The 23,449-nt window shown below is 61.1% G+C and carries 25 protein-coding genes; 8 read left to right on the top strand and 17 right to left on the bottom strand.

The window, feature by feature from the left end; translation table 11 throughout:
* Window positions 1-32: 32 nt before the first annotated feature.
* Entirely contained in the window at window positions 33-1,853 is a 1,821-nt protein-coding gene (locus AC5I5B_RS21905; protein ID WP_003505489.1) for an ABC transporter ATP-binding protein, read from the bottom strand.
* 141 nt (window positions 1,854-1,994) lie between these two features.
* Window positions 1,995-2,132: a hypothetical protein gene (locus AC5I5B_RS21910; protein WP_174054420.1), complete on the bottom strand. Its 138-nt coding sequence runs from the start codon at window positions 2,130-2,132 to the stop codon at window positions 1,995-1,997.
* 328 nt (window positions 2,133-2,460) lie between these two features.
* Here AC5I5B_RS21910 and AC5I5B_RS21915 point away from each other — a divergent pair, with 328 nt between their 5' ends.
* The gene (locus tag AC5I5B_RS21915) at window positions 2,461-2,763 is read left to right on the top strand and encodes a putative quinol monooxygenase (protein ID WP_174054421.1); all 303 of its coding nucleotides are present in this window, start codon (window positions 2,461-2,463) and stop codon (window positions 2,761-2,763) included.
* A gap of 63 nt (window positions 2,764-2,826) precedes the next feature.
* Here the strand turns inward: AC5I5B_RS21915 and AC5I5B_RS21920 are convergent, their stop codons facing one another.
* Window positions 2,827-4,728, bottom strand: a complete 1,902-nt coding sequence (locus AC5I5B_RS21920; protein ID WP_174054425.1) for a bifunctional sugar phosphate isomerase/epimerase/4-hydroxyphenylpyruvate dioxygenase family protein — start codon at window positions 4,726-4,728, stop codon at window positions 2,827-2,829.
* Between the two features lie 119 nt (window positions 4,729-4,847).
* On the opposite strand from AC5I5B_RS21920, the gene AC5I5B_RS21925 reads away from it, so the two are divergent.
* Window positions 4,848-5,543: a TetR/AcrR family transcriptional regulator gene (locus AC5I5B_RS21925; protein WP_060724461.1), complete on the top strand. Its 696-nt coding sequence runs from the start codon at window positions 4,848-4,850 to the stop codon at window positions 5,541-5,543.
* On the opposite strand, the gene aroQ is transcribed toward AC5I5B_RS21925, so the two are convergent.
* The 12 genes from aroQ to pcaD all read right to left on the bottom strand — a co-directional run bounded on the left by aroQ (window position 5,515) and on the right by pcaD (window position 14,782).
* On the bottom strand, window positions 5,515-5,958 hold the full coding sequence (aroQ, locus tag AC5I5B_RS21930; protein ID WP_174054422.1) for a type II 3-dehydroquinate dehydratase: 444 nt from the start codon (window positions 5,956-5,958) through the stop codon (window positions 5,515-5,517). The two genes, AC5I5B_RS21925 and aroQ, sit on opposite strands and share 29 nt — an antisense overlap.
* A complete protein-coding gene (locus AC5I5B_RS21935) occupies window positions 5,955-6,824 on the bottom strand; it encodes a shikimate dehydrogenase (RefSeq protein WP_174054423.1) in 870 nt (289 codons plus the stop codon). The genes aroQ and AC5I5B_RS21935 overlap by 4 nt, the downstream gene beginning before the upstream one ends.
* Window positions 6,825-6,895: 71 nt before the next feature.
* A complete protein-coding gene (locus AC5I5B_RS21940) occupies window positions 6,896-7,654 on the bottom strand; it encodes an amino acid ABC transporter ATP-binding protein (RefSeq protein ID WP_026363367.1) in 759 nt (252 codons plus the stop codon).
* A 29-nt stretch (window positions 7,655-7,683) separates the two neighbouring features.
* Window positions 7,684-8,523: a transporter substrate-binding domain-containing protein gene (locus tag AC5I5B_RS21945; protein ID WP_003505502.1), complete on the bottom strand. Its 840-nt coding sequence runs from the start codon at window positions 8,521-8,523 to the stop codon at window positions 7,684-7,686.
* A gap of 30 nt (window positions 8,524-8,553) precedes the next feature.
* Window positions 8,554-9,393 (bottom strand): transporter substrate-binding domain-containing protein, encoded by an 840-nt coding sequence (locus AC5I5B_RS21950; protein ID WP_080867294.1) that lies wholly within the window; start codon window positions 9,391-9,393, stop codon window positions 8,554-8,556.
* Window positions 9,394-9,433: 40 nt separating this feature from the next.
* Entirely contained in the window at window positions 9,434-10,084 is a 651-nt protein-coding gene (locus tag AC5I5B_RS21955) for an amino acid ABC transporter permease (RefSeq protein ID WP_020009039.1), read from the bottom strand.
* 10 nt (window positions 10,085-10,094) lie between these two features.
* Window positions 10,095-10,763, bottom strand: coding sequence for an amino acid ABC transporter permease (locus AC5I5B_RS21960; protein WP_003505505.1), 669 nt, complete (start codon window positions 10,761-10,763; stop codon window positions 10,095-10,097).
* A 364-nt stretch (window positions 10,764-11,127) separates the two neighbouring features.
* A complete protein-coding gene (locus tag AC5I5B_RS21965) occupies window positions 11,128-12,189 on the bottom strand; it encodes a 3-carboxy-cis,cis-muconate cycloisomerase (protein ID WP_174054424.1) in 1,062 nt (353 codons plus the stop codon).
* Window positions 12,190-12,201: 12 nt separating this feature from the next.
* Window positions 12,202-12,822 (bottom strand): protocatechuate 3,4-dioxygenase subunit alpha, encoded by a 621-nt coding sequence (gene pcaG, locus AC5I5B_RS21970; RefSeq protein WP_112954051.1) that lies wholly within the window; start codon window positions 12,820-12,822, stop codon window positions 12,202-12,204.
* A 2-nt stretch (window positions 12,823-12,824) separates the two neighbouring features.
* Entirely contained in the window at window positions 12,825-13,565 is a 741-nt protein-coding gene (gene pcaH, locus AC5I5B_RS21975) for a protocatechuate 3,4-dioxygenase subunit beta (protein ID WP_077984025.1), read from the bottom strand.
* Window positions 13,562-13,981 carry a 4-carboxymuconolactone decarboxylase gene (gene pcaC, locus AC5I5B_RS21980; protein ID WP_020009036.1) on the bottom strand — a complete coding sequence of 140 codons (420 nt, stop codon included), beginning with the start codon at window positions 13,979-13,981 and terminating at the stop codon, window positions 13,562-13,564. Before pcaC ends, pcaH begins: the two co-directional genes overlap by 4 nt.
* Window positions 13,982-13,984: 3 nt before the next feature.
* Window positions 13,985-14,782, bottom strand: coding sequence for a 3-oxoadipate enol-lactonase (gene pcaD / locus AC5I5B_RS21985; RefSeq protein WP_111782097.1), 798 nt, complete (start codon window positions 14,780-14,782; stop codon window positions 13,985-13,987).
* Between the two features lie 94 nt (window positions 14,783-14,876).
* On the opposite strand from pcaD, the gene pcaQ reads away from it, so the two are divergent.
* On the top strand, window positions 14,877-15,818 hold the full coding sequence (gene pcaQ / locus AC5I5B_RS21990; protein ID WP_060727291.1) for a pca operon transcription factor PcaQ: 942 nt from the start codon (window positions 14,877-14,879) through the stop codon (window positions 15,816-15,818).
* Window positions 15,819-16,017: 199 nt separating this feature from the next.
* On the opposite strand, the gene pobA is transcribed toward pcaQ, so the two are convergent.
* Window positions 16,018-17,190, bottom strand: coding sequence for a 4-hydroxybenzoate 3-monooxygenase (pobA, locus tag AC5I5B_RS21995; protein ID WP_020810197.1), 1,173 nt, complete (start codon window positions 17,188-17,190; stop codon window positions 16,018-16,020).
* 117 nt (window positions 17,191-17,307) lie between these two features.
* Here pobA and AC5I5B_RS22000 point away from each other — a divergent pair, with 117 nt between their 5' ends.
* Complete coding sequence (locus AC5I5B_RS22000) at window positions 17,308-18,231, top strand: helix-turn-helix domain-containing protein (protein WP_003505515.1); 924 nt, start codon at window positions 17,308-17,310, stop codon at window positions 18,229-18,231.
* Here AC5I5B_RS22000 and AC5I5B_RS22005 read toward each other — a convergent pair.
* Complete coding sequence (locus AC5I5B_RS22005; protein WP_003505516.1) at window positions 18,201-18,962, bottom strand: IclR family transcriptional regulator; 762 nt, start codon at window positions 18,960-18,962, stop codon at window positions 18,201-18,203. The two genes, AC5I5B_RS22000 and AC5I5B_RS22005, sit on opposite strands and share 31 nt — an antisense overlap.
* 136 nt (window positions 18,963-19,098) lie before the next feature.
* On the opposite strand from AC5I5B_RS22005, the gene AC5I5B_RS22010 reads away from it, so the two are divergent.
* The 4 genes from AC5I5B_RS22010 (at window position 19,099) to AC5I5B_RS22025 (ending at window position 23,178) form a co-directional block, all read left to right on the top strand.
* A complete protein-coding gene (locus AC5I5B_RS22010) occupies window positions 19,099-19,806 on the top strand; it encodes a 3-oxoacid CoA-transferase subunit A (RefSeq protein WP_003505517.1) in 708 nt (235 codons plus the stop codon).
* Window positions 19,803-20,498, top strand: a complete 696-nt coding sequence (locus AC5I5B_RS22015) for a CoA transferase subunit B (protein ID WP_003505518.1) — start codon at window positions 19,803-19,805, stop codon at window positions 20,496-20,498. The genes AC5I5B_RS22010 and AC5I5B_RS22015 overlap by 4 nt, the downstream gene beginning before the upstream one ends.
* 10 nt (window positions 20,499-20,508) lie before the next feature.
* On the top strand, window positions 20,509-21,714 hold the full coding sequence (pcaF, locus tag AC5I5B_RS22020; RefSeq protein ID WP_174054798.1) for a 3-oxoadipyl-CoA thiolase: 1,206 nt from the start codon (window positions 20,509-20,511) through the stop codon (window positions 21,712-21,714).
* 435 nt (window positions 21,715-22,149) lie between these two features.
* The gene (locus AC5I5B_RS22025; protein WP_003505520.1) at window positions 22,150-23,178 is read left to right on the top strand and encodes a LacI family DNA-binding transcriptional regulator; all 1,029 of its coding nucleotides are present in this window, start codon (window positions 22,150-22,152) and stop codon (window positions 23,176-23,178) included.
* Window positions 23,179-23,449 lie beyond the last annotated feature (271 nt).

Genomic DNA, 23,449 nt, shown 5'->3' on the forward strand with positions numbered 1-23,449 from the left:
CCTCTTCAGATGGTTGCGGTTCTGGTTGTTATTCAGGCGCTCTTCGCGATGAAGTGGCCCGGATTGATTTCCTCATGGGCGAGAATGGCCGGCTCGTCGCCGACACGGCGCACGGGATTGGGTATTTCGCCCTCGATCATGGCGATGCGGCGCTCGATGGTCGGATCGGCGACCGGCACGGCCGAAAGCAGGCGGCGGGTATAATCATGCGTCGGCGTTTCGAACACCTGCCGGCGGCTGCCCATTTCCATGATCTGGCCGAGATAGAGCACGGCGACGCGGTGACTCATCTTTTCCACGACAGCCATGTCATGGCTGATGAAGAGATAGGCGAGGCCCCGTTCGGCCTGCAGGTCCATGAACAGATTGATGATCTGCGCCTGGATGGAGACGTCGAGCGCCGACAGCGCCTCGTCGGCGATGATGAGCTTCGGATCGGAAGCCAGCGCACGGGCAATGCAGACGCGCTGGCGCTGACCGCCGGAAAACTCGTGCGGATACCGCGCGGCATGTTCGGAGCTGAGCCCCACGCGTTCCAGCAACTCATCCACCCGCCGCCGTACAGCCTTCTGATCGTTGATCAAACCGTGGGTGTTGATCGGCTCGGCAATCGAAAAACCGACCGTCTTGCGCGGATCGAGCGAGGCGAAGGGATCCTGGAAGATATATTGCACTTCCTGGCGCATGCGGAAGCGCTCTGCCGCTGACATCTGCGAATAGCTGCGGCCATTGAAGGCAATTTCGCCTGATATGGCCGTCTGCAGCTGCTGGATGGTGCGGCCGATGGTGGATTTGCCGGAACCGGATTCGCCCACCAGCGCCAGTGTTTCGCCGGCATGAATATCAAAGCTCACCTTCTGCACGGCGCTGCAACGGTGGGTCGCCTTGCCGAACAGGTTCTTGCGGATATCGAAACGCACGAACAGGTCCTTCACCGACAGCAGCGGCTTGGCGTCATATTTCGCGGTGTTTTGCACGCGCTCCTCGCCGATCACGACCGGCTGGCCATCCTGCAGCACGGTAAGCGGCAGGCGCTTCGGAAACTCTTCGCCTTCCATGCTGCCGAGGCGCGGAACGGCGGAAAGGAGGGCGCGCGTGTAAGGGTGCTGCGGATTGGCGAAGATATCCTTGACCGGGCCTTCCTCGACCTTCTTGCCCTTCCACATGACGACGACGTCATCGGCCATTTCCGCCACCACGCCCATATCATGGGTGATGAAGACCATGCCCATGCCGAGCTTCTTCTGCAGGTCGCGCATGATGTTGAGGATCTGCGCCTGAATGGTGACGTCAAGCGCCGTGGTCGGCTCGTCGGCTATCAGAAGCTTCGGCCGGCAGGCGAGCGCCATGGCGATCATCACGCGCTGGCGCATGCCGCCGGAAAGCTGGTGCGGATAACGTTTCAGAAGCTCGGCCGCATCGGGCAGGCGCACCATTTCGAGCAGCTTCTGTGCTTCCGCCAGCGCCGCCTGTTTACCCATCTTTTCGTGCAGGACAAGCACTTCGCAGATCTGGTCGCCGATCGTGAAGACGGGGTTGAGCGAGGTCATCGGCTCCTGGAAGATCATGGCGATCTCCTTGCCGCGGATCGAGCGCATCTCTTTCTGCGAAGCCTTCAGCAAGTCCCTGCCTTCAAACAGGATTTTGCCGGTGGGGTAGGTCGCGCCCATCATGTCCGCAAGGCGCATGGTGGAAAGCGAAGTGACCGATTTTCCCGATCCGGACTCGCCGACGACCGCGACCGTCCGGCCGGCCTCGACGCTGAAGGAGATATCGTCCACGACGCGGCTATTGCCGAACTCGACGCTCAGGCCTTCGACCGAGAGGAGGGCGTTTGCGTGTGCGGCAGTCATGTCAGCGTCTCCGGTGTGGCGCACGACGCGGCAAAGCGGGCGCGGCCATCTGAAAATGGGGAAGGGGAAAATGTCTCGGGCAGGCGCGTGCTGGGCGACGCCATGGGCAAGGACGGGGATGTCGTGAAGAACTGCATGTCTTCAGGCCGTTTCGTCGGCGGAATTCGCATTGGCCGTCGTCCGCCGACACGGCAGATTCGATGTCACCGAAGCGCCGCAGGCAACCTCATCGGTGCCGGCCGGATGATTTGCGTCGGCCGCAGATTCGACGATGCGCATGTAACTCTAATTCCCCACCCTTGTTTTGCCGAAAAAGCTAACAAAACCGAACAATCATGTCCAGAGTGTTGAACAATTTTTGTGTACTGCTCTACAAATGCGCAGCTGCATCGATTTTGAGCGCGGGTTCCTGAAGAATGCTTCGCAATGGTGCGTGTATTCCACGATTATTGTCGCTAAAAACCGTCTGGCCAGGCGCAGTCAGGCGGATAAATTTATAGTGAGCTTGCAAAGCTGGGGACGCGTGGCGGTATTCGCGCGCTGTCCCAATCGGTCGTGACGAGCCGGGCGCTGCTGATAAAATGGATGAAGAGCAACGGAGAATGGAATGCCGGGCATGAACAATAAGGCAGGCGCGGTCAGGCTGAGGGGTTTTCTACGGTGCTTGTCCACGGATGATGTTGAACTCGTCCGGCGTCATCTTCCCGAACATCTTCGCCTCACCAGAGCCGAACCCGGCTGTATTTCCTTCGAGGTGTCCGAGACAGACGATCCCCTGATCTGGCAGGTGGAGGAGCTTTTTGCCGATCGTGCCGCCTTCGATTTTCATCAGCAGCGGACGCGGGCGTCGGAGTGGTTCACAGTGACTTCCGCCATTCCACGCGACTACGAGATAACGACAGTGGCGTGAATGAGATCAGGCCGCAGCGGCGTTCCTGCCGGCTGCGGCCTGTTCGGATTTCGGTGCCGAGACTTATTCCTTCGGCATGCCGACCGGAGGCGCAAGCCGCCGTTGCGCGGCAATACGGAAGGGCGCGTTCATTGCGCCATAACCGCCATAGGCCCCGCGCCTTTCGATGATTTCGAAGAAGAAACCCTCGCCGAAGGTGCGGCTGTAGATCTGGAAATATTCGCCATTGTCGTCGCGGTCATAAAGAATGCTCGCGGCACGCAGCGCGTCGGAAAATTCCGGCTCCAGCCCGAAACGGGCTTCCAGATCGTCGTAATAATTGCGTGAGATCGGCAGGGCGTGGAAACCGCGCGCCTGCATCGCTTTGGCCGTCGCGAAAATATCGTCGGTGGCGAAGGCGATGTGCTGGATGCTGGTGCCGAAACCTTCGGCCAGAAATTTGCCGGCGAAGGTCTTGCGATTGTCCGCACCGTTCATGGTCAGGCGGAAATGCGGCGAGGGAACGCTTTCGATGGCCTGGCTGCGTACCAGCCCGCCCGGATCGACCACATCGACCATCGGCGTGCGGCGGGTGGAAAACAGCGAGGTGTAAAACAGAAGCCAGGTCAGCATTTCATCATAATGCGTTGTTTGCGCGAGATGATCGATGCGCTTTAACCCGGCATCGCCCTCGGTTTCCGGGGCGCCCGTGGAGACGAATTCCTTGTCCCAGATGGAGGCGAGCGCCGGCGAAGCATCAAGGAAATAGATGACGCCGTTGCCCACACCCTGAATGGCGGGAACGGCGACTTCGCCTGATTTGCGCGGCTCGGCGAAGGTGGGCGCTCCGAGCGCTTCGGCCCGGGCAAGCGCTGCCCCGGCATCATCCACCTTCAGTCCGAAGGCATAGGCATTGGTGCCGTGGATAGAATAGGACGCACCGGCGAAACTGTCGCCGTCATCGCTGGTATTGATGACGATGCGGATGTCACCCTGCGTATAAAGATCGACATTGCGATTGCGGTGCCTTGCGGTTTTCTCAAAACCAAGCGTGGCAAGCAGGGCCTCCAGATTGGCCTTTTCCTCCGGCGCGGTGGTGAATTCCACGAACTCCACGCCCTGCGTCTCAACCCGTTCCGGCATGGCGGGCACATCGATGCGGATATCCGGTTCGAGACGCCGCACCTGATCCATGAGGTTGATAAGCGAGCGGTGACCGTCTTCGGCGAGCAGGCGCGCGGAGCCGCCGCGGAACTGGTCGTTGAAGATTTCGAGCGATATCGGGCCGCTATAGCCGGTTGCGGCCACGGCGCGCATGAAATCCACGACCGGCAGATCGCCTTCGCCCGGCATGTTGCGGAAATGGCGGCTCCAATAGAGCAGGTCCATGTCGATCAGCGGCGCATCGGCCAGCTGCACGATGAATATCTTGTCGCCGGGAATGGAGCGGATCGAATTCGGGTCGATCTTGCGCGACAGCGTGTGGAAACTGTCGAGAATGATGCCGACATTGGCGTGGTCTGCGCGGCGCACCACTTCCCAGGCATCGCGATGATCGCTGATATGGCGGCCCCAGGCCAGCGCCTCGTAACCGACGCGCACGCCATGTTTTGCCGCAAGCTCCCCCAGTTGATGGAAATCGGCGGCGGCGCGGTCGATGCCGCCGAGCGAGACCGGCGAGACATTCGAGCAGATCAGCATCAGATCGGTGCCGAGTTCGCCCATGATATCGAACTTGCGCTGGGCGCGTTCGAAGGCGCGGGCGCGGTGTGGTTCCGGCATGCCCTCGAAATCGCGGAATGGCTGGAAAAGGGTGATATCCAGCCCGTGATCGGCGGCCAGCGCCTTCACCTCGCGCGGCGAGGCGTCATAGGTCAGGAAATCATTCTCGAAAATCTCCACGCCGGAAAAGCCGGCCTTGGCGATGGCCGCCAGTTTTTCCGGGAACTCTCCGCTGATCGACACGGTCGCGATGGATGTGCGCATTGGCATGCCGTGTCCTGTTGTGTCATAGCTCGCCATATTGCCTTCCTTTTCAGCCTTATGTACTAATTGGTTAATAAAGGGGACGCCGCCGGATGGCAGCCCCGTCCAGGGAATGAAGCATGAGCAAAAGCACGACCTTGAGCGGCGCCCGCGATACGCGGCAGGCGAAGCGTGACCCGGAAGGGGTGCGCCGGGACATTCTTTCGGTCGCGATGGAAGAGTTTTCGCAAAACGGCCTGTCGGGCGCGCGCATTGACGAGATCGCGGCCCGCACGCGAACCTCCAAGCGCATGATCTATTATTATTTCAGCGACAAGGAGAGCCTTTACCAGCGCGTGCTGGAGGAGGCTTATGCCAAGGTGCGCGGCGGCGAAAGCGATCTGGAGCTGGACGATCTGGAACCGGCGGCGGCGCTCGACAAGCTCTGTCGGTTCACCTTCGATCACCACAGGCGTAATCCGGCCTTCATCCGCATGGTGATGATCGAGAACATCCATCACGGCCGGCATATGCAGTCTTCTGAAACGATCCGCCAGTTGAACCGCCCGGCCATCGTTGCGCTGGAAGGCGTGCTGCTGCGCGGCCAGAAGCGCGGCATCTTTCGTGAGGGAATCGATGCGCTGGAACTGCACTGGCAGATCAGCGCGCTGTCCTTTTTCAACGTGTCGAACGTCGCGACCTTCTCGTTCATCTTCGGCGACAGCCTTTATACGGACAAGGGTCAGGAGACATTGTCGCGGCATGTCAGCGACATGGTGTTGCGTTATGTGCTGACGCCCGGCCATATCACGACGGATGCAAAAGACGGCCGATGAGGTGGCGCAGCGCCACGTCATAACCTTCGATGCCGAGACCGGCGATCACGCCTTCGGCGCGGGTCGAGATATAGGAATGGTGCCGGAAGACCTCGCGTTTGTGGATGTTGGAAATGTGAACCTCGATCACCGGCCCCTCAAAGGCATTGAGCGCATCGAGGATGGCCACCGAAGTGTGGGTGAAGGCCCCGGGATTGATGACAATGCCCGCGGACTTGCCGCGGGCTTCATGAATCCAGTCGATCAGCTCATATTCCCGATTGCTCTGGGCAAAAAACAGCGTGTGACCGGCGGCTTCGGCGATACTGCGGCAGTTGGCCTCGATATCCGCGAGCGTCTCGTAGCCGTAGATTTCCGGCTGGCGCTGGCCGAGCAGATTGAGGTTTGGGCCATTGAGGATGGTGAAAAGGCTCACGCAACCCCCTCCGCCATGCAAAGCTCGGTGAAATGCGCGGTCATGCGCCCGGCATCCGGTTCGCGGCCGCAGAAGAGACGGAACGCACCGACGGCCTGAAACACCGTCATGCCGCCGCCGGGCAGGGTGCGACAGCCCTTTTTCGCCGCCGCCGCCAGCAGTTCGGTGACGAGCGGCATATAGACGATATCGGCCACCCAGTGCCGCTGTTCGATAAGATCGGCCGCAACCGGCATGCCGGGATGGGCGGGCATGCCCATCGGCGTGGCATGGATCAGGCCATCGGCAAAGGGCAGCGAGGCGGCGGGGTCGTTCACGGCATGCGCGCGGCCCTCGCCGAAGCGGGCATTGAGTTCCCGGGCCAGTTGTTCCGCTCGCGGGAAATCCCGGTCGAAAATGTCGAGACTGATAATATCGAGCTTCAATGCGGCATGGGCGACCGCGACACCCGCGCCACCGGCGCCGACCAGAAGCGCCCGGTCACGCTTCGCATCCGGCAGTCCGCGAACGAAGCTTTCATAAAAGCCGTACCAGTCGGTATTGTGGCCGATGCGGCGTCCGTCCTTAAAGACGACGGTGTTGACCGCGCCCAGCATACGGGCATCGTCCGACAGTTCGTGCAGATGCGGAATGACGGCCTGCTTGAAGGGATGGGTAATGTTGGTGCCGGCAAAACCGCGCGCCTCCAGCTCGTCCAGCAGGTCGGGAAGCGCGCTGGTCGGCAGCTTGCGGGCGGTGACATCGACAAGCTCGTAGGAATAGTCGAGACCATGGGCCGCCCCTTCGCGCATGTGCAGCGCGGGCGATTTGGAAAGCTGTATATCGGCGCCTATCAGGCCGACCTTGAAGGATTTTTTCTCTGTCATGATCACGTGTCGCTCATCGGACGGTGTGGGAGAGGCGGGATTATTCCCGCCTGTCTGAGAGCGCGCGAACCTCAGTGGTGGGCGAGAATTTCGCCGAGGAACGTGCGCGTGCGCTGGTGCTTGGGATCGCGGAAGAATTCCTCCGGCGGGCCTTCCTCGATGATCTCGCCTTCCGACATGAAGATCACGCGGTCGGCCACCTGCCGTGCGAAGCCCATTTCATGGGTCACGCAGATCATCGTCATGCCGTCGCGGGCAAGGCCGATCATGGTGTCGAGCACTTCTTTCACCATTTCCGGGTCGAGCGCCGAGGTCGGTTCATCGAACAGCATCGCCTTCGGTTCCATGCACAGCGCCCGGGCGATTGCCGCACGCTGCTGCTGGCCGCCGGAAAGCTGGGCCGGGTACTTGTCGGCCTGGTTGAGAATGCGCACGCGCTCCAGATATTTGCGCGCGGTCGCCTCCGCATCGGCTTTCGACAGGCCCTTCACCCGCATGGGGGCGAGCGTGCAGTTTTCCATGATGGTCTTGTGCGGGAAGAGATTGAAGCTCTGGAACACCATGCCCACTTCGCGGCGAACCGCATCGATGGCGCGGCTGGAATCCGACAGCGTCGTTCCCTCGACCGTGATCTTGCCCTCCTGGATCTCCTCCAGATGGTTGATACAGCGGATGAGCGTGGATTTGCCCGAACCGGACGGGCCGCAAAGAACGATTTTTTCGCCCTTGCGAACCGTCATGTTGACGCTTTTAAGCGCGTGGAAGGCTCCATACCACTTTCCTACCCCTTCAAGGGCGATCAGCGGAGCCTGAGCGGCGGATTGCGGCATGGAACTTTCCTTCATGCTTGGCATCAGTTTTAGTTGACGGTGTAGGGAATGTCGGGAAGCGAGGCCGGAAACTGCGGCACCGGGCGCTTCATCCATTTGGCGTAGACTTTCGCGAGGTCGCCATTGGCCTTGATCTTGTCCAGATAGGCGTTCAGCGCTTCGTTCCAGTCCTTTTCGCCGGGGCGCGTGGCGGCGCTGTTATAGAGGGTCACGAGGTCGAACTTCACCTCGTAATCCTTCCCGCCGGCGGCCGAAAGCCGGTCGCCATAGAACTGGTTGCCGCCGATCGCCTCGATCTGGCCCGACAGGATCGCCTGAATGGTGGCGGCGTCGTCATCGAAACGAAGGATATTCGCTTTTGAACCCGCGCCGGCGGTCAAGGCCGTGTCCATCGGGCTGGATTTCGGCGCACCGACGGTCATGCCCGTCAGATCGTCGAAACTGGCGATCTTCTTGTCCTTGGTGGCATAGACCGACATGACATTATGCGCGTAAGGCTGCGCATATTGCACGTTCTTCGCGCGCTCCGGCGTCATCCCCATCGATGCGAACAGGGCGTCGACCTTGCCGGTGCGCAGCGAAGGAATGCGGTTGGCGACTGCGAGCGGCACGAACTCCACCTTCAGCCCCAGATAATCCGCAAACCCCCTCGCCAGATCGGCATCATAGCCTTCCTGAACGCCGGTGGAATTGATGAAACCCCAGGGCGCATTATCGCCCTGGATACCGATTACGACCTTGCCGCTGGCTTTTGCCTCGTCAAGGGTTCTGGCATCCGCCGCTGCGGGCGTCAGAACCGGCAGCAAAGCTGCCGCCAGTCCCGCCGCAACGGTTGCTCGCCAACCCGTGAGGGTTTTCAAGATCCTCATTGCTTTTCTCCTCCCAAATCCAGACAGCCGTTACTTCACGGTGAAAGGGATGTCGGGCAGGCTGTCGGGGAAGGCCGGAACTTCGCGTTTCATCCACTTGTCGTAGATCTTGGCGAGCTGGCCATCCGACTTGATCTTGTCGAGGAAGGTGTTGACGGTTTCGTTCCAGTCCTTTTCACCCGGGCGGGTGCCCGCGCCGTTGTAAAGCGTCGTCAGGTCGAACTTCGGTTCGTATTTGCCTTCGGCAGCCTTGTTCAGGCGGTCGCCGTAGAACTGGTTGCCGCCGACGACCTCGACCTGGCCTGAGATCAGCGCCTGAATATTGGCGGCGTCATCATCGAAGCGCAGGATATTGGCCTTGGAGCCGGCGCCGGCGGTGATGGCCGTATCCATGGCGCTGGACTTCGGCACGCCGACGTCGATACCGGTCAGATCGTCATAGCCGCCGATTTTCTTGTCCTTGGGGCCGTAGACGGAGAGCACGTTGCCGGCATAGGGCTTGGAATATTGAATGGTCTTGGCGCGTTCGGCCGTCATGCCCATGGTTGCGAACAAGAGGTCGACCTTGCCGGTCAGAAGTGCGGGAATGCGGTTGGCCACGGCGAGCGGCACGAATTCCACCTTGACGCCGAGATAGTCGGCAAAGGCCTTGCCGATATCGGCATCAAGACCGTCCTGCACGCCGCTGGAATTGACGAAGCCCCACGGCGAATTATCGCCCTGAATGCCGATGACGACCTTGCCCTTGGCCTTGGCCTCTTCCACCGTGCCGGCGAAAGCATCGACCGGTACGACGAAGGGCAGGGCAACCGTTGCCGCGGCGAGCGCGAGCAGGGCGCGACGAGAGAGTTTCATGCTGGTGGTTTTCATCTTTGGCTCCTCCTTACAAAGCTGATGAGTTCTTCACGACTTAGCGGGTTGCGGTCTGCAGCCGCTTTTCAACGCTGGCGCCCCACAGGGAAAGCGGCCAGCAGATCAGGAAATAGATGATGCCGACGAGGGCGAAGACGGTGAGCGGGCGGAACGTCTGGTTGGAGACGATCTGGCCGGCGCGCGACAGCTCGACGAAGCCGACAATGGCCGCAAGCGAGGTGCCCTTGATGAGCTGCACTAGGAAACCGATGGTGGCCGGCAGCGAAATCTTGAATGCCTGCGGCAGGACCACGTCCTTCATGCGCGAGATGTAATGCAGGCCGAGCGCATTGGCGGCTTCCGTCTGGCCCTTCGGCACCGCCTGGATGCCGCCGCGCCAGATTTCGCCGAGAAAGGCGCTGGCATGCAGCGTAAAAGCGATGGCGACAGCGATCCACGCATCGACATTAAAGCCCGCAAGCGCCACGCCGTAATACACCACGAAAAGCTGCATCAGGAGTGGCGTGCCCTGGAAAACGGCGATGTAACCGGTGCTGGCGCGCTGGATTGCCGGGCTGTCTGCGACGCGGGCAAGCGCCACGCAAAGGCCAAAAACGCCGCCGCCGATAAAGCCGATGATGGTCAGCGCAAGCGTCCATTTCAGACCTTGCAGCAGGAAGAAGAGTTCGTTGGGACCGATGGATGCCATTGTCTTTTCCTCACTTGACCGGATAGCTGAAGGATGCACGGGAGATGAGCGAGAAAATGCCCATCATCAGCGAGGAAATGACCAGATAAAGCAGCGTGATCGAGAAATAGACCTCGAAGGACCGGAACGTATCCGCCTCGATCTTCTGCGCCACCGAGGTCAGTTCGTAAGCCGCGATCGAGGTGCAGACCGAGGTGGTCAGCGTCAGCATGATGAACTGGCTGGTGAGCGACGGGTAGACTGCCCGCAGCGCCGGCTTCAGGATGATATGGCGGAATATCTGCGTGCGGTGAAGACCGAGCGCCAGTCCCGCTTCAACCTGGCCCTTGGGAATGGAATCGACACCGCCGCGAATGATTTCAATCGCATAGGCGCCGCCGTTCAGAGCCAGCGCGATGATGGCCGTCACCGTCGGGTTGAGCTTGATGCCGATCTGCGGCAGGGCGAAGAAGATGAAGAATATCTGCACCAGAAACGGCGTGTTGCGGATGGCTTCCACAAAGCCGATGACGAGCCCGCGCAGCAGCTTGAACCGCGAACGGCGGGCAACGACGCCCAGAACGCCGATGACGGTGGCGAGTGACATGCCCGCAATCGCAAGGCCGATCGTCGCCAGACACGCCAAAAGCAGCTCGGGCAGGCGGTCAATGACCGCCGAAAAATCGAGACTGTAAGACATTCTTCCTCCCAACCCGTTCGGGTCCGGACAGGCGTTTCGCCTTGCCCGCATCGCTTTGGAAACCTTGCGGCGCCAAAGCCCTCCATTTGTCGGTGCCGCTGCAGGCTTCAAACCCTTGTCGGCGGCGTCCTGTTAATCTTAATGTTTGTACCAGTTAGTTCATTTTTGTGTCAAGCGATATGTCCGGTTAAAAAGCAGCTTCCGCGCTGTTTTTTCATTCTCTGTATTTTTGAATAAAGTCTTTTTTATCAATGACTAATGCGAAGAAGCGCAAGCGCTTTCCACACGTCGTCGAGCCGCCTCCGGCCTGCCGTTCGGCAGCGCCCGAAAGCCCTGTCTGCAAACCAAATCGACCGCCTTGCGGCTAGTTTTCGCCTGCGCCCAGCCTGTCTATCTGCCCCGCCAATCGCTCGGCGATCAGCAGCGAGGCGCCCGTTGCCGTCACCATTTGCGGAAGCGACAGCCATTCCAGCATCCAGCCTGCGCCCGACCTTTCCTGTTCGTGCACCAGCGACTGGTGTAACGCCGATATCTGCACGGCATTAAAGCGTGCGAGCGTCACCAGCGTTTCGGCATTGACCGGGTTTTGTTTGTGCGGCATGGCCGAGGAGCCGCCGCCGCCGGAGAGAAGGATTTCCCCACCGAGTTCGGCCATCAGCGCGATATCCTGCCCGAACTTGCCGAGTGTGCCTGTCATGAGCGAAAGCAGATTGCCGAATTCGGCGATGCCGTCGCGCTGGCTTTGCCATTGCTGTCTGTCGGCAAGGCCGAGCCGTTTTGCAAGACCGGCGCGCACGGCTGCGGCACTGTCGCCGAGCTTTTCCAGCGTGCCGGCAGCCCCGCCGAACTGCAGGGAAAAACCGCTCTGCGTGAAGGTTTCCAGACGCAGCAGGTGACGTTCCAGCGGCGCGATCCAGCTTGCCGCCCGGTCGGCCACGGTGATGCCGATGGCGGCCTGCATGCGGGTATAGCCCGTCAACGGGTTATGGCCGTCGCGGGAGGCGAGATCTCCCAGCGTATCGATGAGGTGACCGAGCCGGGCAGTAATGACTTCCGCCGCCATTTTCAGCCGCAGCATCAGGCTGGTATCGATGACATCCTGGCTGGTCGCGCCGAAATGCACCTTGTCCGCCGCCTGACCGGCGACCGCGGCCCGCATCTGCCGGATGAGTTCGGGAACCACAACGCCGTCCTTTGCGACGCCGTTGCGAAGCCCAGTCATATCGGCGGCAAAGTCGGAAAGCCCCGAGACGATCGCTTCCGCCACATCCTCGGAGATGATGCCGGCCTCCGCTTCCGCCTGCGCCAGCCCCGTCTCGAAACGGACCATGGCGTCGATATCCGCTCTTGCCGAAAACAGCTCGACGATTTCGCTATCGCCGAAAAGGCCTGACAGGAACGGATGCTCGAAGGGGGAAAGGCTCATCTTCCGTCTCGCTCAAATATCGAAAAACACGGTTTCGCCTTCGCCCTGAAGGCGGATATCGAAACGATAGACGTTACCTTCCTCCTTTTGGGCGACAAGCGTGGCGATCCGGCTCTTCTGCTCGACACGGGCAAGAACCGGATCGGCGGCGTTGGCCTCCTGTTCTTCCGGGAAATACATGCGGGTCTGCAGGCCGATATTGATGCCGCGTGCGACGATCCAGAAGGTGATGTGCGGCGCCATCGGCCGGCCATCGCGGAACGGCACCGTGCCCGGCTTGATCGTCTCGAAAACGAATTCGCCGGTATCCATGTCGCCGGGCGAGCGGCCCCAGCCGATGAAATTCGGGTCGGCCTTGCCGCGCGTTTCACTGGGGCTGTTATAATAACCGTCGGTATCGGCCTGCCAGATTTCGATCAGCGCGTCCTTCAGCGGCATTCCCGCGCCATCATAGACCGTGCCGCGCACGCTGATGCGTTCGCCGCGTGCCTTGTCGTTATAAAGCGGGCCGGAACCGAGATCTTTTTCGAACACGCCTTCGATGCCGACGAAATTGGGCGTGCAGCCGATATGCACATAGGGGCCCGCCGTCTGCGACGCGGTTTCCTTGAAATAGTTGAGCGGCTGAACCATGGTCAGTTGCCCTCCATGCGGTTTTCGAAAAGGGTCGAGCGGCGGCCGCGCAGGACGATATCGAACTTGTAGGCTAGCATATCCATCGGCAGCGTCGCATTCATGTCCAGCGGCGCGATCAGTCTTTTGATCGCATCCTCATCCGGAATGGTCTTGACGATCGGACATTTCCAGATCAGCGGATCGCCTTCGAAATACATCTGGGTGATGAGGCGCTGGGCGAAACCGTGGCCGAAGACCGAGAAGTGAATATGAGCCGGCCGCCAGTCATTGACGCCGTTCGGCCAGGGGTAAGCACCCGGCTGGATGGTCTTGAACCAATAATAACCGTTCTCGTCGGTGATCGTGCGGCCGACGCCGCCGAAATTCGGATCGATGGCGGCGAGATAGCTTTCCTTCTTGTGGCGGTAGCGACCGCCGGCATTGGCCTGCCAGAATTCCACCAGTGCGCCATCCACGCCGCGGCCGCGCTCGTCCAGCACCCGGCCGTGCACCAGAATGCGCGGGCCAACGGGCATCTCGCCGGGGCGGGCATAATTGAGGATGAGATCGTTATCCAGCGGGTTCAGCATGCCATGGCCGAAGACCGGTCCGGTGATTTCGCTCTTGGTGCCCTCGAGCGAAATCAGCGCGCGTTGCGGCGAACGCAGGATGGAGGTCTTGTATCCGGGCGCATAGGCCAGCGGGTGAATATCGCGGTTGCGTGCGAAGAACGGCCCGGTTTCGGGCGGCTGGTTGCTCATTTCGTCTCCTCCTCGCTGGAACTATCGGCTTTCATACCGGCCAGGGCAAGCTTGGCGATCTTGAAAGCGTGGTTGGCGGCGGGCACGCCGGCATAGATCGCCACATGCAGCAGCGCCTCGCGAATATCCGCCTCGGTGGCGCCGGTATTGGCGGTGGCGCGCACATGCATGGCCAGCTCCTCATCCTGACCGAGCGCAGCGAGCAGGGCGATGGTGACCATCGAGCGCTCGCGCTTCGTCCAGTGGTTGCCGGACCACACCGTTCCCCAGGCGGCTTCGGTGATGAGCTGCTGGAAAGGCTGATCGAAGCCGGACGTCATGGTCTGCGCCCGGTCGACATGGGCGTCGCCGAGCACGGAGCGGCGGGTTTTCATGCCCTGTTCGAAACGTTCGTTCTTGTCGATATGGTCCGCCATCGGTCAGTGCTCCGGCAAGGTCTTGAGAAAAATGCAGGCCGCCTGCGCGTAGGCCAGCGGCTGTTCAAGGCAGGGAATGTGGCCGCAGCCGGCGATGGTGACGAAGCGGCTTGCGGGAATGAGGCCCGCCAGCGATTGCACCAGTTCCGGCGGTGTCGAGCCATCCTGATCGCCCGCCACACAGAGCGTCGGCACGGCGATGCGCCCGGCCTCTTCGGTAAAATCCGCATCGCGGATGGCGGCGCAGGTGCCGCTGTAACCGGCCTCGGGCTGTTGCGAGAGCATGTTGCGCGCGCCGGCATAGGCGGCATTCTCAGGCTGGCGGAAGGCGGGTGTGAACCAGCGTTCCATGACAGGATCGATAAGCGAAGCAAGGCCGTCTGCGGCGATCTTCTCAATGCGGGCATTCCACATCTCGGCCGTGCCGATCTTGTGAGCGGTGTTGCTGAGTACAAGCGCGCGGACGAGATCGGGACGGCGGGCATAAAGCCCCTGCGCAATCAGGCCGCCGACGGACAGGCCCCAGATGACGGTGTTTTTCACACCGAGATGATCGAGCAGCGCAATCAGGTCACCGGCATGATCGTCGATTGAATAGGGAGCGTGCCCGACATCGGAAAGCCCGTGGCCGCGCTTGTCATGCAGCACATAGGCATAATCATCACCGAGCGCTTCGATCACCGCATCCCAGATGCGGAAATCGGTGCCGAGCGAATTGATGAAGGCGATGACCGGCTTGCCTGTGTCCAATCCCTTGACGCGATAATGGATCACGGTCTCGCCGCAGCGCAGAAAATGCATGATGTGCTCCTCCTGCCAAGGATATTGCAAGCGGGTTCCGGTTAAGTAAAATGACATTATCGATGAAAATCATAACCTGTGGATTATATGAGCGATGGTCGATCAGCGTATCAAGTTCCGCCACCTGCAGACTTTCGTGGAGGTGGCGCGGCAGAAAAGCGTCATCCGCGCTGCGGAAATCCTGCATGTCAGCCAGCCGGCGGTGACGAAGACGATCCGTGAGCTGGAAGACATTCTCGGTGTCTCGCTGTTCGACCGTGAGGGGCGCGGCATCCGCATCAGCCGTTATGGCGAGGTCTTCCTGCGCCATGCCGGTGCGACAATGACGGCGCTGCGGCAGGCGGTTGATTCCGTATCGCAGGAGGCGGCGCGCGCCGGTCCGCCGGTGCGGGTCGGCGCTCTGCCTACGGTTTCGGTGAGAATCATGCCGAAGGCGATGGCCGGGTTTCTGGCCGAGAAAACCGGCAGCCCGGTGAAGATCGTCACGGGTGAAAACGCCGTGCTGCTGGAACAGTTGCGGGTCGGCGATCTCGATCTTGTTGTCGGCCGTCTGGCCGCGCCGCAGAAAATGGCCGGCTTTTCCTTCGAGCATCTCTATTCGGAAAAGGTGCGCTTCGTGGTGCGCGCCGGCCACCCGCTGTTGTCACGCGGTCTTTCGGTGTTCGATCACCTGCATGAATATCCGGTGCTGATGCCGACACGGCAATCCGTCATCGGTCCCGTCGTCGAGCAGTTCCTCATCGCCAACGGCGTTCCGGCCCTGCCCATCCGCATCGAAACCGTGTCGGATGCCTTCGGTCGCGCCTTCCTGCGCACCAGCGATGCGATCTGGATCATCTCGGAGGGTGTGGTGGCGGCGGATGTGGCGGATGGTATTCTCGCAATCCTGCCTGTTGAGACCGGCGATACCAGCGGCCCGGTGGGGCTGACGGTGAGGGCCGACACGCAGCCCACGCTACCGCTCTCGCTGCTGATGCAGGCCATCCGCGAGGCGGCGGGCGACTTGCTGGATGGGAGGCCGGAGGCTGGTTCCTGATACGAGGGGCGGGGGTGGAAAAGTCTGAGAAGCTTTCCTCCGTCATGCCGGACTTGATCCGGCATCCAGCCCCGGCGTGTCCGCACCGTAAATAGAGTCTTTTGCGATCAAGGACTTGATCGCGCTGGACCCCGGATCAGGTCCGGGGTGACGGGTGTGGAAACGGTGCAGATAAAAAGCCGCGTGTCTGGTGGACCTCCTAATAGGGAAGCCCGACATAATTCTCCGCAAGTGCGGTAGATGCCGCGCGCGATTGCACGAGGTAATCCAGCTCCGCTTCCTGGATGCGCTGGCCGAAATCTCCCGTATCGGGGAAACGATGCATCATCGTCGTCATCCACCACGAGAAACGCACGGCCTTCCAGACGCGGGACAGCGCCTTCTGCGAATAGGAATCGATGCCGGCCTCTGACCGGTCGCGGTAAAATTCGATCAAGGCCTCGCTCAGATAATGCACGTCGCTGGCGGCGAGGTTGAGGCCCTTTGCGCCGGTCGGCGGCACGATGTGGGCGGCGTCTCCGGCAAGGAACAGTCGGCCGAACCGCATCGGTTCACAGACGAAGGAGCGGAGCGGCGCGATGGATTTTTCAAAGGATGGGCCCGTCACCATGGCGTCCGCATGGTTTTCCGGAAGACGACGACGGATTTCGTCCCAGAAGCGCTCGTCGCTCCAGTCCTCCGGCCGGTCGTCCAGCGAGCATTGGATGTAATAACGGCTGCGCGTGTGCGACCGCATGGAACAGAGCGCAAAACCACGCGGATGGTTGGCGTAGATGAGTTCGTGGTTGACGGGGGGCACGTCAGCGAGAATGCCGAGCCAGCCGAAAGGATAGACCTTCTCGAATTCCTTGATCGCGCCCTGAGGCACCGATTTGCGGCTGACCCCGTGAAAACCGTCGCAGCCGGCGATGAAATCGCAATCGATACGGTGGGTTACGCCATCTTTCTGATAGGTGACATAGGGGCTGGCGCCATTAAAATCATGCGGCTCGACATCAGATGCATCGTAAATCGTGACTAGGGCGGACGCTTCGCGCACATCCATCAGGTCATGGGTCACCTCGGTCTGGCCATAGACCATCACATGGCTGCCGCCGGTCAGGTCGAAGAGATCGATACGGTGGTCGCGGCCGTCGAAGGTGAGAGAAAAACCGTCATGCGGCAGGCCTTCGCGGCGCAGGCGCTTATCCGCGCCGACCTTTTCCATGAGCTGCACCGTGCCTTCTTCCAGCACGCCGGCGCGGACACGGCCGAGGATGTACTCCTTGCTGACCCGGTCGAGAATGACGGTCTCGACGCCTTCTCTGGCCAGAAGCTGGCCAAGCAGAAGCCCTGACGGGCCGGAGCCGATGATGACGACCTGGGTGCGCATTGTTTCCTCCCGAACTTGTCTCCTATCAAGAAATTGCCGAGGGGATGCGGAAAGCTCAATGGACTTTCTGATCGGCAAATTGCACAATCCGACCATTGTGAGGAGGAGCGAAGGAACATGCGGCTTGCTGCGAGTGAAGGTTTGTATGGCGAAGAAGCGGTGCAAGGCACTGATTTCCGCTTTCATTGCGAGACGCTTTTTTCCAGAAGCAGCCTGTACCGCTTTGAAATCGGCCTGCACCGTCACGCTGCCTTTCAACAAATCTTGTACATTTGGGGCGGTGAGGGCGATGCCCTGCTGGATGGCCGGATCGAGGCGATCCGCCCGCCGGTCGCCATTGTCGTCCCGCCGGGTTTCGAACACGGCTTCCGGTTTTCTCGTGATATTGGCGGGGTGATCGTCACCGTGCTGCCGGGCGCGTTGCCGGCATCGGTGCAGGCGCTGTTGCTGCGGAATTTTCAGCGGCCGGTCCTGTTGCCCCTGCGGGATTTTACCGATGGTGAACGCCTGCGCAGCGGGTTCGAACAGATTTCCGCCGAATATGAAACCCGCGAAACAGGCCGGGATGCCATCATCGAAGGTCAGTTCGCCATCGTGACGGCGCTTCTGGCGCGGGCGGCGCGGCCTCTGCTTGAGGGAACCGGCGAGGGCCTTGCGGAACAGCGTTTCGAATTGCTGCTGTCACTGATTGCGCGCCATATTCGCGAGCCGCAAAAAGCGGAATTTTACGCGAAAAAGCTCGGTCTTTCCGAGACACATCTCAATCGCCTCGTCCGTTCCGTTTCCGGCCTCAGCCTGCAGCGGCTGATCGCCAGACGCCAGATCGAGATTGCCCAGCAGGAACTGATCTTCACGGTCTCGAGCGTGCAGATGATTGCGGAGGGACTGGGCTTTGCCGATCCGGCGTATTTCAACCGGTTCTTCAAGCGCGAGACCGGCATGACGCCGCGTGCCTGGCGGCTGGCGGAGCAGCGGAAAATGGGGGATTCCGGCGTTCGGCAGGTGCCGTCTCAGACCAGCATTCTTGCCAGCTCGCGCTGAACGGCAAGAAGGGCGGGCAGGTATCGCTCCACCAGATCCTCCATCGAGGCGACCGAGGCGGCAAGCCCGACATTGAGCGCGGCAACCGTCTGGCCACGCACGCTTTTCAGCGGCACGGCGATGGAGCGAAGGCCGATCTCGACCTCCTGATCGATCAGCGCATAACCGCGATGGCCGGTGGCCTCGATTTCGGCGAGCAGGGCGTCCATGCCAGTAATGGTCTTTTCCGTGCGCGCCACCAGCCGGGAGGCTTCGAGAATGTCGCGCTGCCGCTCGGCTGTCTGCGCCGAAAGCAGAACGCGGCCCATGGAGGTGCAATAGGCGGGCAGGCGCGAACCCGGCATCAGCGCAATCGACATCACCCGCTGCTGCGCGGCGCGGGCAACATAAACGATCTCGGTCTCATCCAGAATGGAGACGGAGGTGCTCTGGCCGATTTCCTCCGACAGCCGGTCGAGCAGCGGCTGCACGATGCGCGGCAGCGGCATGGTGGCAAGACAGCCGGTGCCGAGCCGCAGCACCTTCGGGGTCACGGTAAAGAACTTGCCGTCATAAGCCGCATAGCCGAGTTCCGAAAGCGTGAGCAGGCAACGCCGTGTCGTGGCGCGGTCCAGTCCGGCAATCTCGGCGGCATCGGAAATCGACAGGCGCGGCCGTTCGGCGCTGAAGGCCTCGATCACCCGCAATCCCTTGGCGAGACCGCCCATCATGTCTCTTTCGTTGACGGCCATGTCACGGCTCCATTTGTGCGATATACGAACAAAAATCATATAACGCACAAAATCCTTGCCGTCGAGGCAATTTCGGATTTACCTCACGGTCAGGCAGCCTTGCGGGTTCCATCCGTCCGGCTGGATGGAGGTTTTAATGGACAAGACAATCAAGAGCGCTGAAGAGGCGCTTTCCGGCATCGGTGATGGTGCGACGATCATGATCGGCGGTTTCGGCGGCTCCGGCGCGCCCATCGAGCTGATCCATGCGCTGATCGACAAGGGGCCGAAGAATCTGACGGTCATCAACAACAATGCCGGCAACGGCCGCATCGGCATCGCCGCGATGATCGACGCGGGCATGGTCAGGAAGATGATCTGCTCCTTCCCGCGCTCGTCCGATCCGCGCGCCTTCACCGACCGCTATCTGGCAGGCGAAATCGAGCTGGAACTGGTGCCACAGGGCACGCTTGCCGAGCGCATCCGCGCCGGCGGTGCCGGCATTCCGGCCTTCTACACCCCCACCGGCTTCGGCACGGAACTGGCTGAAGGCAAGGTCATCGCGGAGTTCGACGGGCGATCCTACGTGCAGGAGCGCTGGCTGAAGGCGGATTTTGCGATTGTGAAGGCCGAGCTTGGCGATACCTATGGCAACCTCACCTACAACAAGGCTGGCCGCAATTTTAACCCGCTGATGTGCATGGCCGCGAAGACCACCATCGCCCAGGTCTCGAAGATCGTCGCCGCCGGCGAGATCGATCCGGAGCAGGTCGTCACGCCCGGTATTTTCGTGAACGGCGTCGTGGAAATCCCCGATCCGCAACAGGAAGAAGTCCTCATTCGCGCGGGAGTAGCCTACGCATGACCACGACCATCGACACCCGCGAAGACATCAAGCTTTCCAACGCCCAGATCGCCTGGCGTGCGGCGCAGGACATCGAGGACGGTGCTTACGTCAATCTCGGCATAGGCTTTCCGGAAATGGTGGCGCGTTACCAGCCGCCCGGCCGTCAGGCGATTTTCCACACTGAAAACGGCATCCTGAATTTCGGCGAAGCGCCGCCGGAGGGCGAGGAGGACTGGAACCTCATCAATGCCGGCAAAAAGGCCGTCACATTGAAGCCGGGTGCAGCCTTCTTTCATCATGCCGACAGCTTCGCCATGGTGCGCGGCGGGCATCTGGATGTGGCGATCCTCGGCGCCTACCAGGTGGCGCAGAATGGCGATCTCGCCAATTGGCGTGTCGGCTCCAAGGGCGTGCCGGCCGTCGGCGGGGCGATGGATCTGGTGCACGGCGCCAAGCAGGTCTTCGTCATCACCGAACATGTGACCAAGAACGGCGAACCGAAGCTCGTTGAAAAATGCGCCTTCCCGCTGACCGGCGTCGGCTGCATCACCCGCATTTATACCAGCCATGCCGTCATCGACGTGGTGGATGGCCGTTTCGTGCTGCGTGAAAAACTGCCGTCTATGACGTTTGAGGAATTGCAGGCCATGACCGGCGCGCCTTTGGCGGTCGATGGCGAGGTCGTTGATCTCGTCGCCCCGGAACTGTGAGGAAAAACCGATGACCGATGCATTCATCTGCGACTATATCCGCACGCCGATCGGCCGCTTCGGCGGCGCGCTTTCCCCGGTGCGGGCCGACGATCTCGGTGCAATTCCCCTGAAGGCTCTTGTCGAGCGCAACCAGTCCGTTGACTGGGAAGCCGTCGAAGACGTGATCTTCGGCTGCGCCAACCAGGCGGGTGAGGATAACCGCAACGTTGCACGCATGTCGTTGCTCTTGGCTGGCCTGCCGGTTTCGGTGACCGGAACCACCATCAATCGCCTTTGCGGTTCGGGCATGGACGCCCTCATCGCGGCCGCGCGCGCCGTGAAATCCGGCGAGGCGGAACTGATGATCGCCGGCGGCGTCGAAAGCATGAGCCGCGCGCCCTTCGTTCTGCCCAAGGCGGACAGCGCCTTTTCCCGCAATGCCGAAATCTATGACACCACCATCGGCTGGCGCTTCGTCAATCCGCTGATGAAGGCGCAATATGGCGTCGATTCCATGCCGGAAACCGGGGATAACGTCGCCATTGATTATCAGGTCTCCCGCGAGGATCAGGACGCCTTCGCCGTTCGCAGCCAGCAGAAGGCGGCCGACGCACAGGCCAATGGCCGCCTTGACAGGGAAATCGTGCCCGTGACGATCCCGCAGCGCAAGGGCGACCAGCTGGTGGTATCGAAGGATGAGCATCCGCGCGCCACAAGCCTCGAATCGCTGGCGAAGCTGAAGCCGGTCAACAGGCGCGAAGGCGCGACGGTGACGGCGGGCAATGCATCAGGCGTCAATGACGGTGCGGCCGCACTCATCGTCGCATCGGCGGAAGCCGCGAAGAAATACGGGCTGACGCCGATTGCCCGCATTCTCGGCGGTGCCGCCGCAGGCGTGCCGCCGCGCGTGATGGGCATCGGCCCGGCCCCGGCCTCGGCCAAGCTTTTGGCGCGGCTCGGGCTGAAGCAGGAACAGCTCGACGTGATCGAGCTGAACGAGGCTTTCGCCAGCCAGGGCCTTGCGACGCTGAGGCAACTCGGCATTGCGGATGACGATGCACGGGTGAATGCGAATGGCGGCGCCATCGCGCTTGGCCATCCGCTCGGCATGTCCGGTGCGCGCATTGCCGGCACCGCGGCGCTTGAACTTTCGCTGACCGGCAAGCACCTTGCGCTCGCCACCATGTGCATCGGCGTCGGGCAGGGTATTGCCGTGGCGCTGGAGCGGGTCTGACGGGATAGCGGCATTCGGCGTCGTGATAACGGTGCGAATGTCGCCGTAAAACGGTACGAATGCCCGCTGCCGCAGCTTCCTTACGTGTGACAGTGGCCATTCAGGTTACTCGGCAGGTGATTTTTTCGCTCTGACACATCCCAGCCCCCTCATTCCTGTGCTTGTCACAGGAATCCAGCCGACGCGCGTCTGCGCGGCGGAAGGACTCCTTTCAGCCCAAGGACTTGGGCTGGCTGGATCTCTGTGACAAGCACAGAGATGAGGGGAGGAGGCGTTCTGGGCCAAGCAAGCCGGCCCTGCGATGCAGGCCCCGGTCGATTATTCCCTGATAAAGTACTCCACGCCCTTATCCCTTCGCACATGTTGGATTCCATCACCATCCGTGACATGTTTTGCAAGACATGACAGGAATCTTTCCGTCTATGGGGTGCCCGCATGAAACGTCCGACCATCACAGATGTGGCGAAGGCCGCAGGCGTCAGCGTCGCCACCGTCGACCGGGTGCTGAACGGTCGGCTGCCAGTGCGTGAGGAAACCTCCCGGCGGGTGTTCGACGCGGCGGAGAAGATCGGTTTTCACGCAACCAACATCATTCGCCAGCGGATGCTGGCCGATCTGCCTTCCTATAGTCTCGGCATCATCCTGCGCAAGGAACGGCACGCCTTCTACCAGACCTTTGCCGACGAGCTGGAGCTTGCGGCGCGCAACGTCCGGGATCGCCATCTCAATCTGCGCATCGAATTTGCCCAGTCGGGCGAGCCGAGCGAGCTTGCAGCCCTTTTGACGGGGATGAAGGGCCGCGTGCAGGCCGTCGCCGCCACCGGGCCGGACCATCACGATGTCACTGCCGCCGTCGAGGCCCTGAAGGCGAAGGGCATTCCTACATTTTCGCTGCTTTCGGATTTCGCCCAGGGGGTGCGGGAAGCCTATCTCGGCGCCAACAACATGAAAGTGGGGCGCACGGCGGCCTGGATGATCTCGCGGCTGGCGCGCAGCAGGGGCAAGGTGCTTTTGCTACTTGGCGGTCACCGTTTTCACGGCCATTCGCTGCGCGAAACCGGCTTTCGCAGCTATATGCGCGAATATGCGCCGGAATTCGAGGTGATGGACGCGCTGATCACGCTGGAAACCCGGCGGCTGACCTATGAGCTTGTCATGGACACCATCGCCAAACACAAGGACCTGGTCGGCATCTATTGCGTTGGCGGCGGCATGGAAGGCGTGATCGAGGCGCTGCAGCAGGAAAACCGGCAGGAGAGCATTGTCTGTCTCGTCAACGAACTGACGCCCGAGTCACGTCAGGCGCTGCTGGAAAAGCGTATCAGCGGCATATTCCAGACGCCGCTTCGCGAATTATGCACTGACCTTGTCGCGACCATGGTGCACACCATAGAACATGGCATGGCGGAAACGCCGGGGCAGCGGTTTGTGCCCGCCCATCTATGGGTTCCTGAAAGCCTTTGATGGTTTGATAGATTCTATCATAAATTCCGTGTCTCTTTCTATCAGCCTTGATGGTTTCGGCTGCCGCTGACCCGTTGACGCCGAGCGCGTACTGGGAAATCTTGCCCGCATGTGGAACGGGCAGGAGGCTGGTCCACGACACCAACGATGTTTCAGGATTGCCGCACGCCGCAGATGACCGTCTCCGGTGACCGGTATTCCTTTGCCGGTGCGCGGTTGCAGCACGATGTGACGAAGGTTGCGTGGCCGGCTTCTTTTCAAGGGTTTTGGA

This window comes from Agrobacterium sp., from assembly GCF_059499945.1.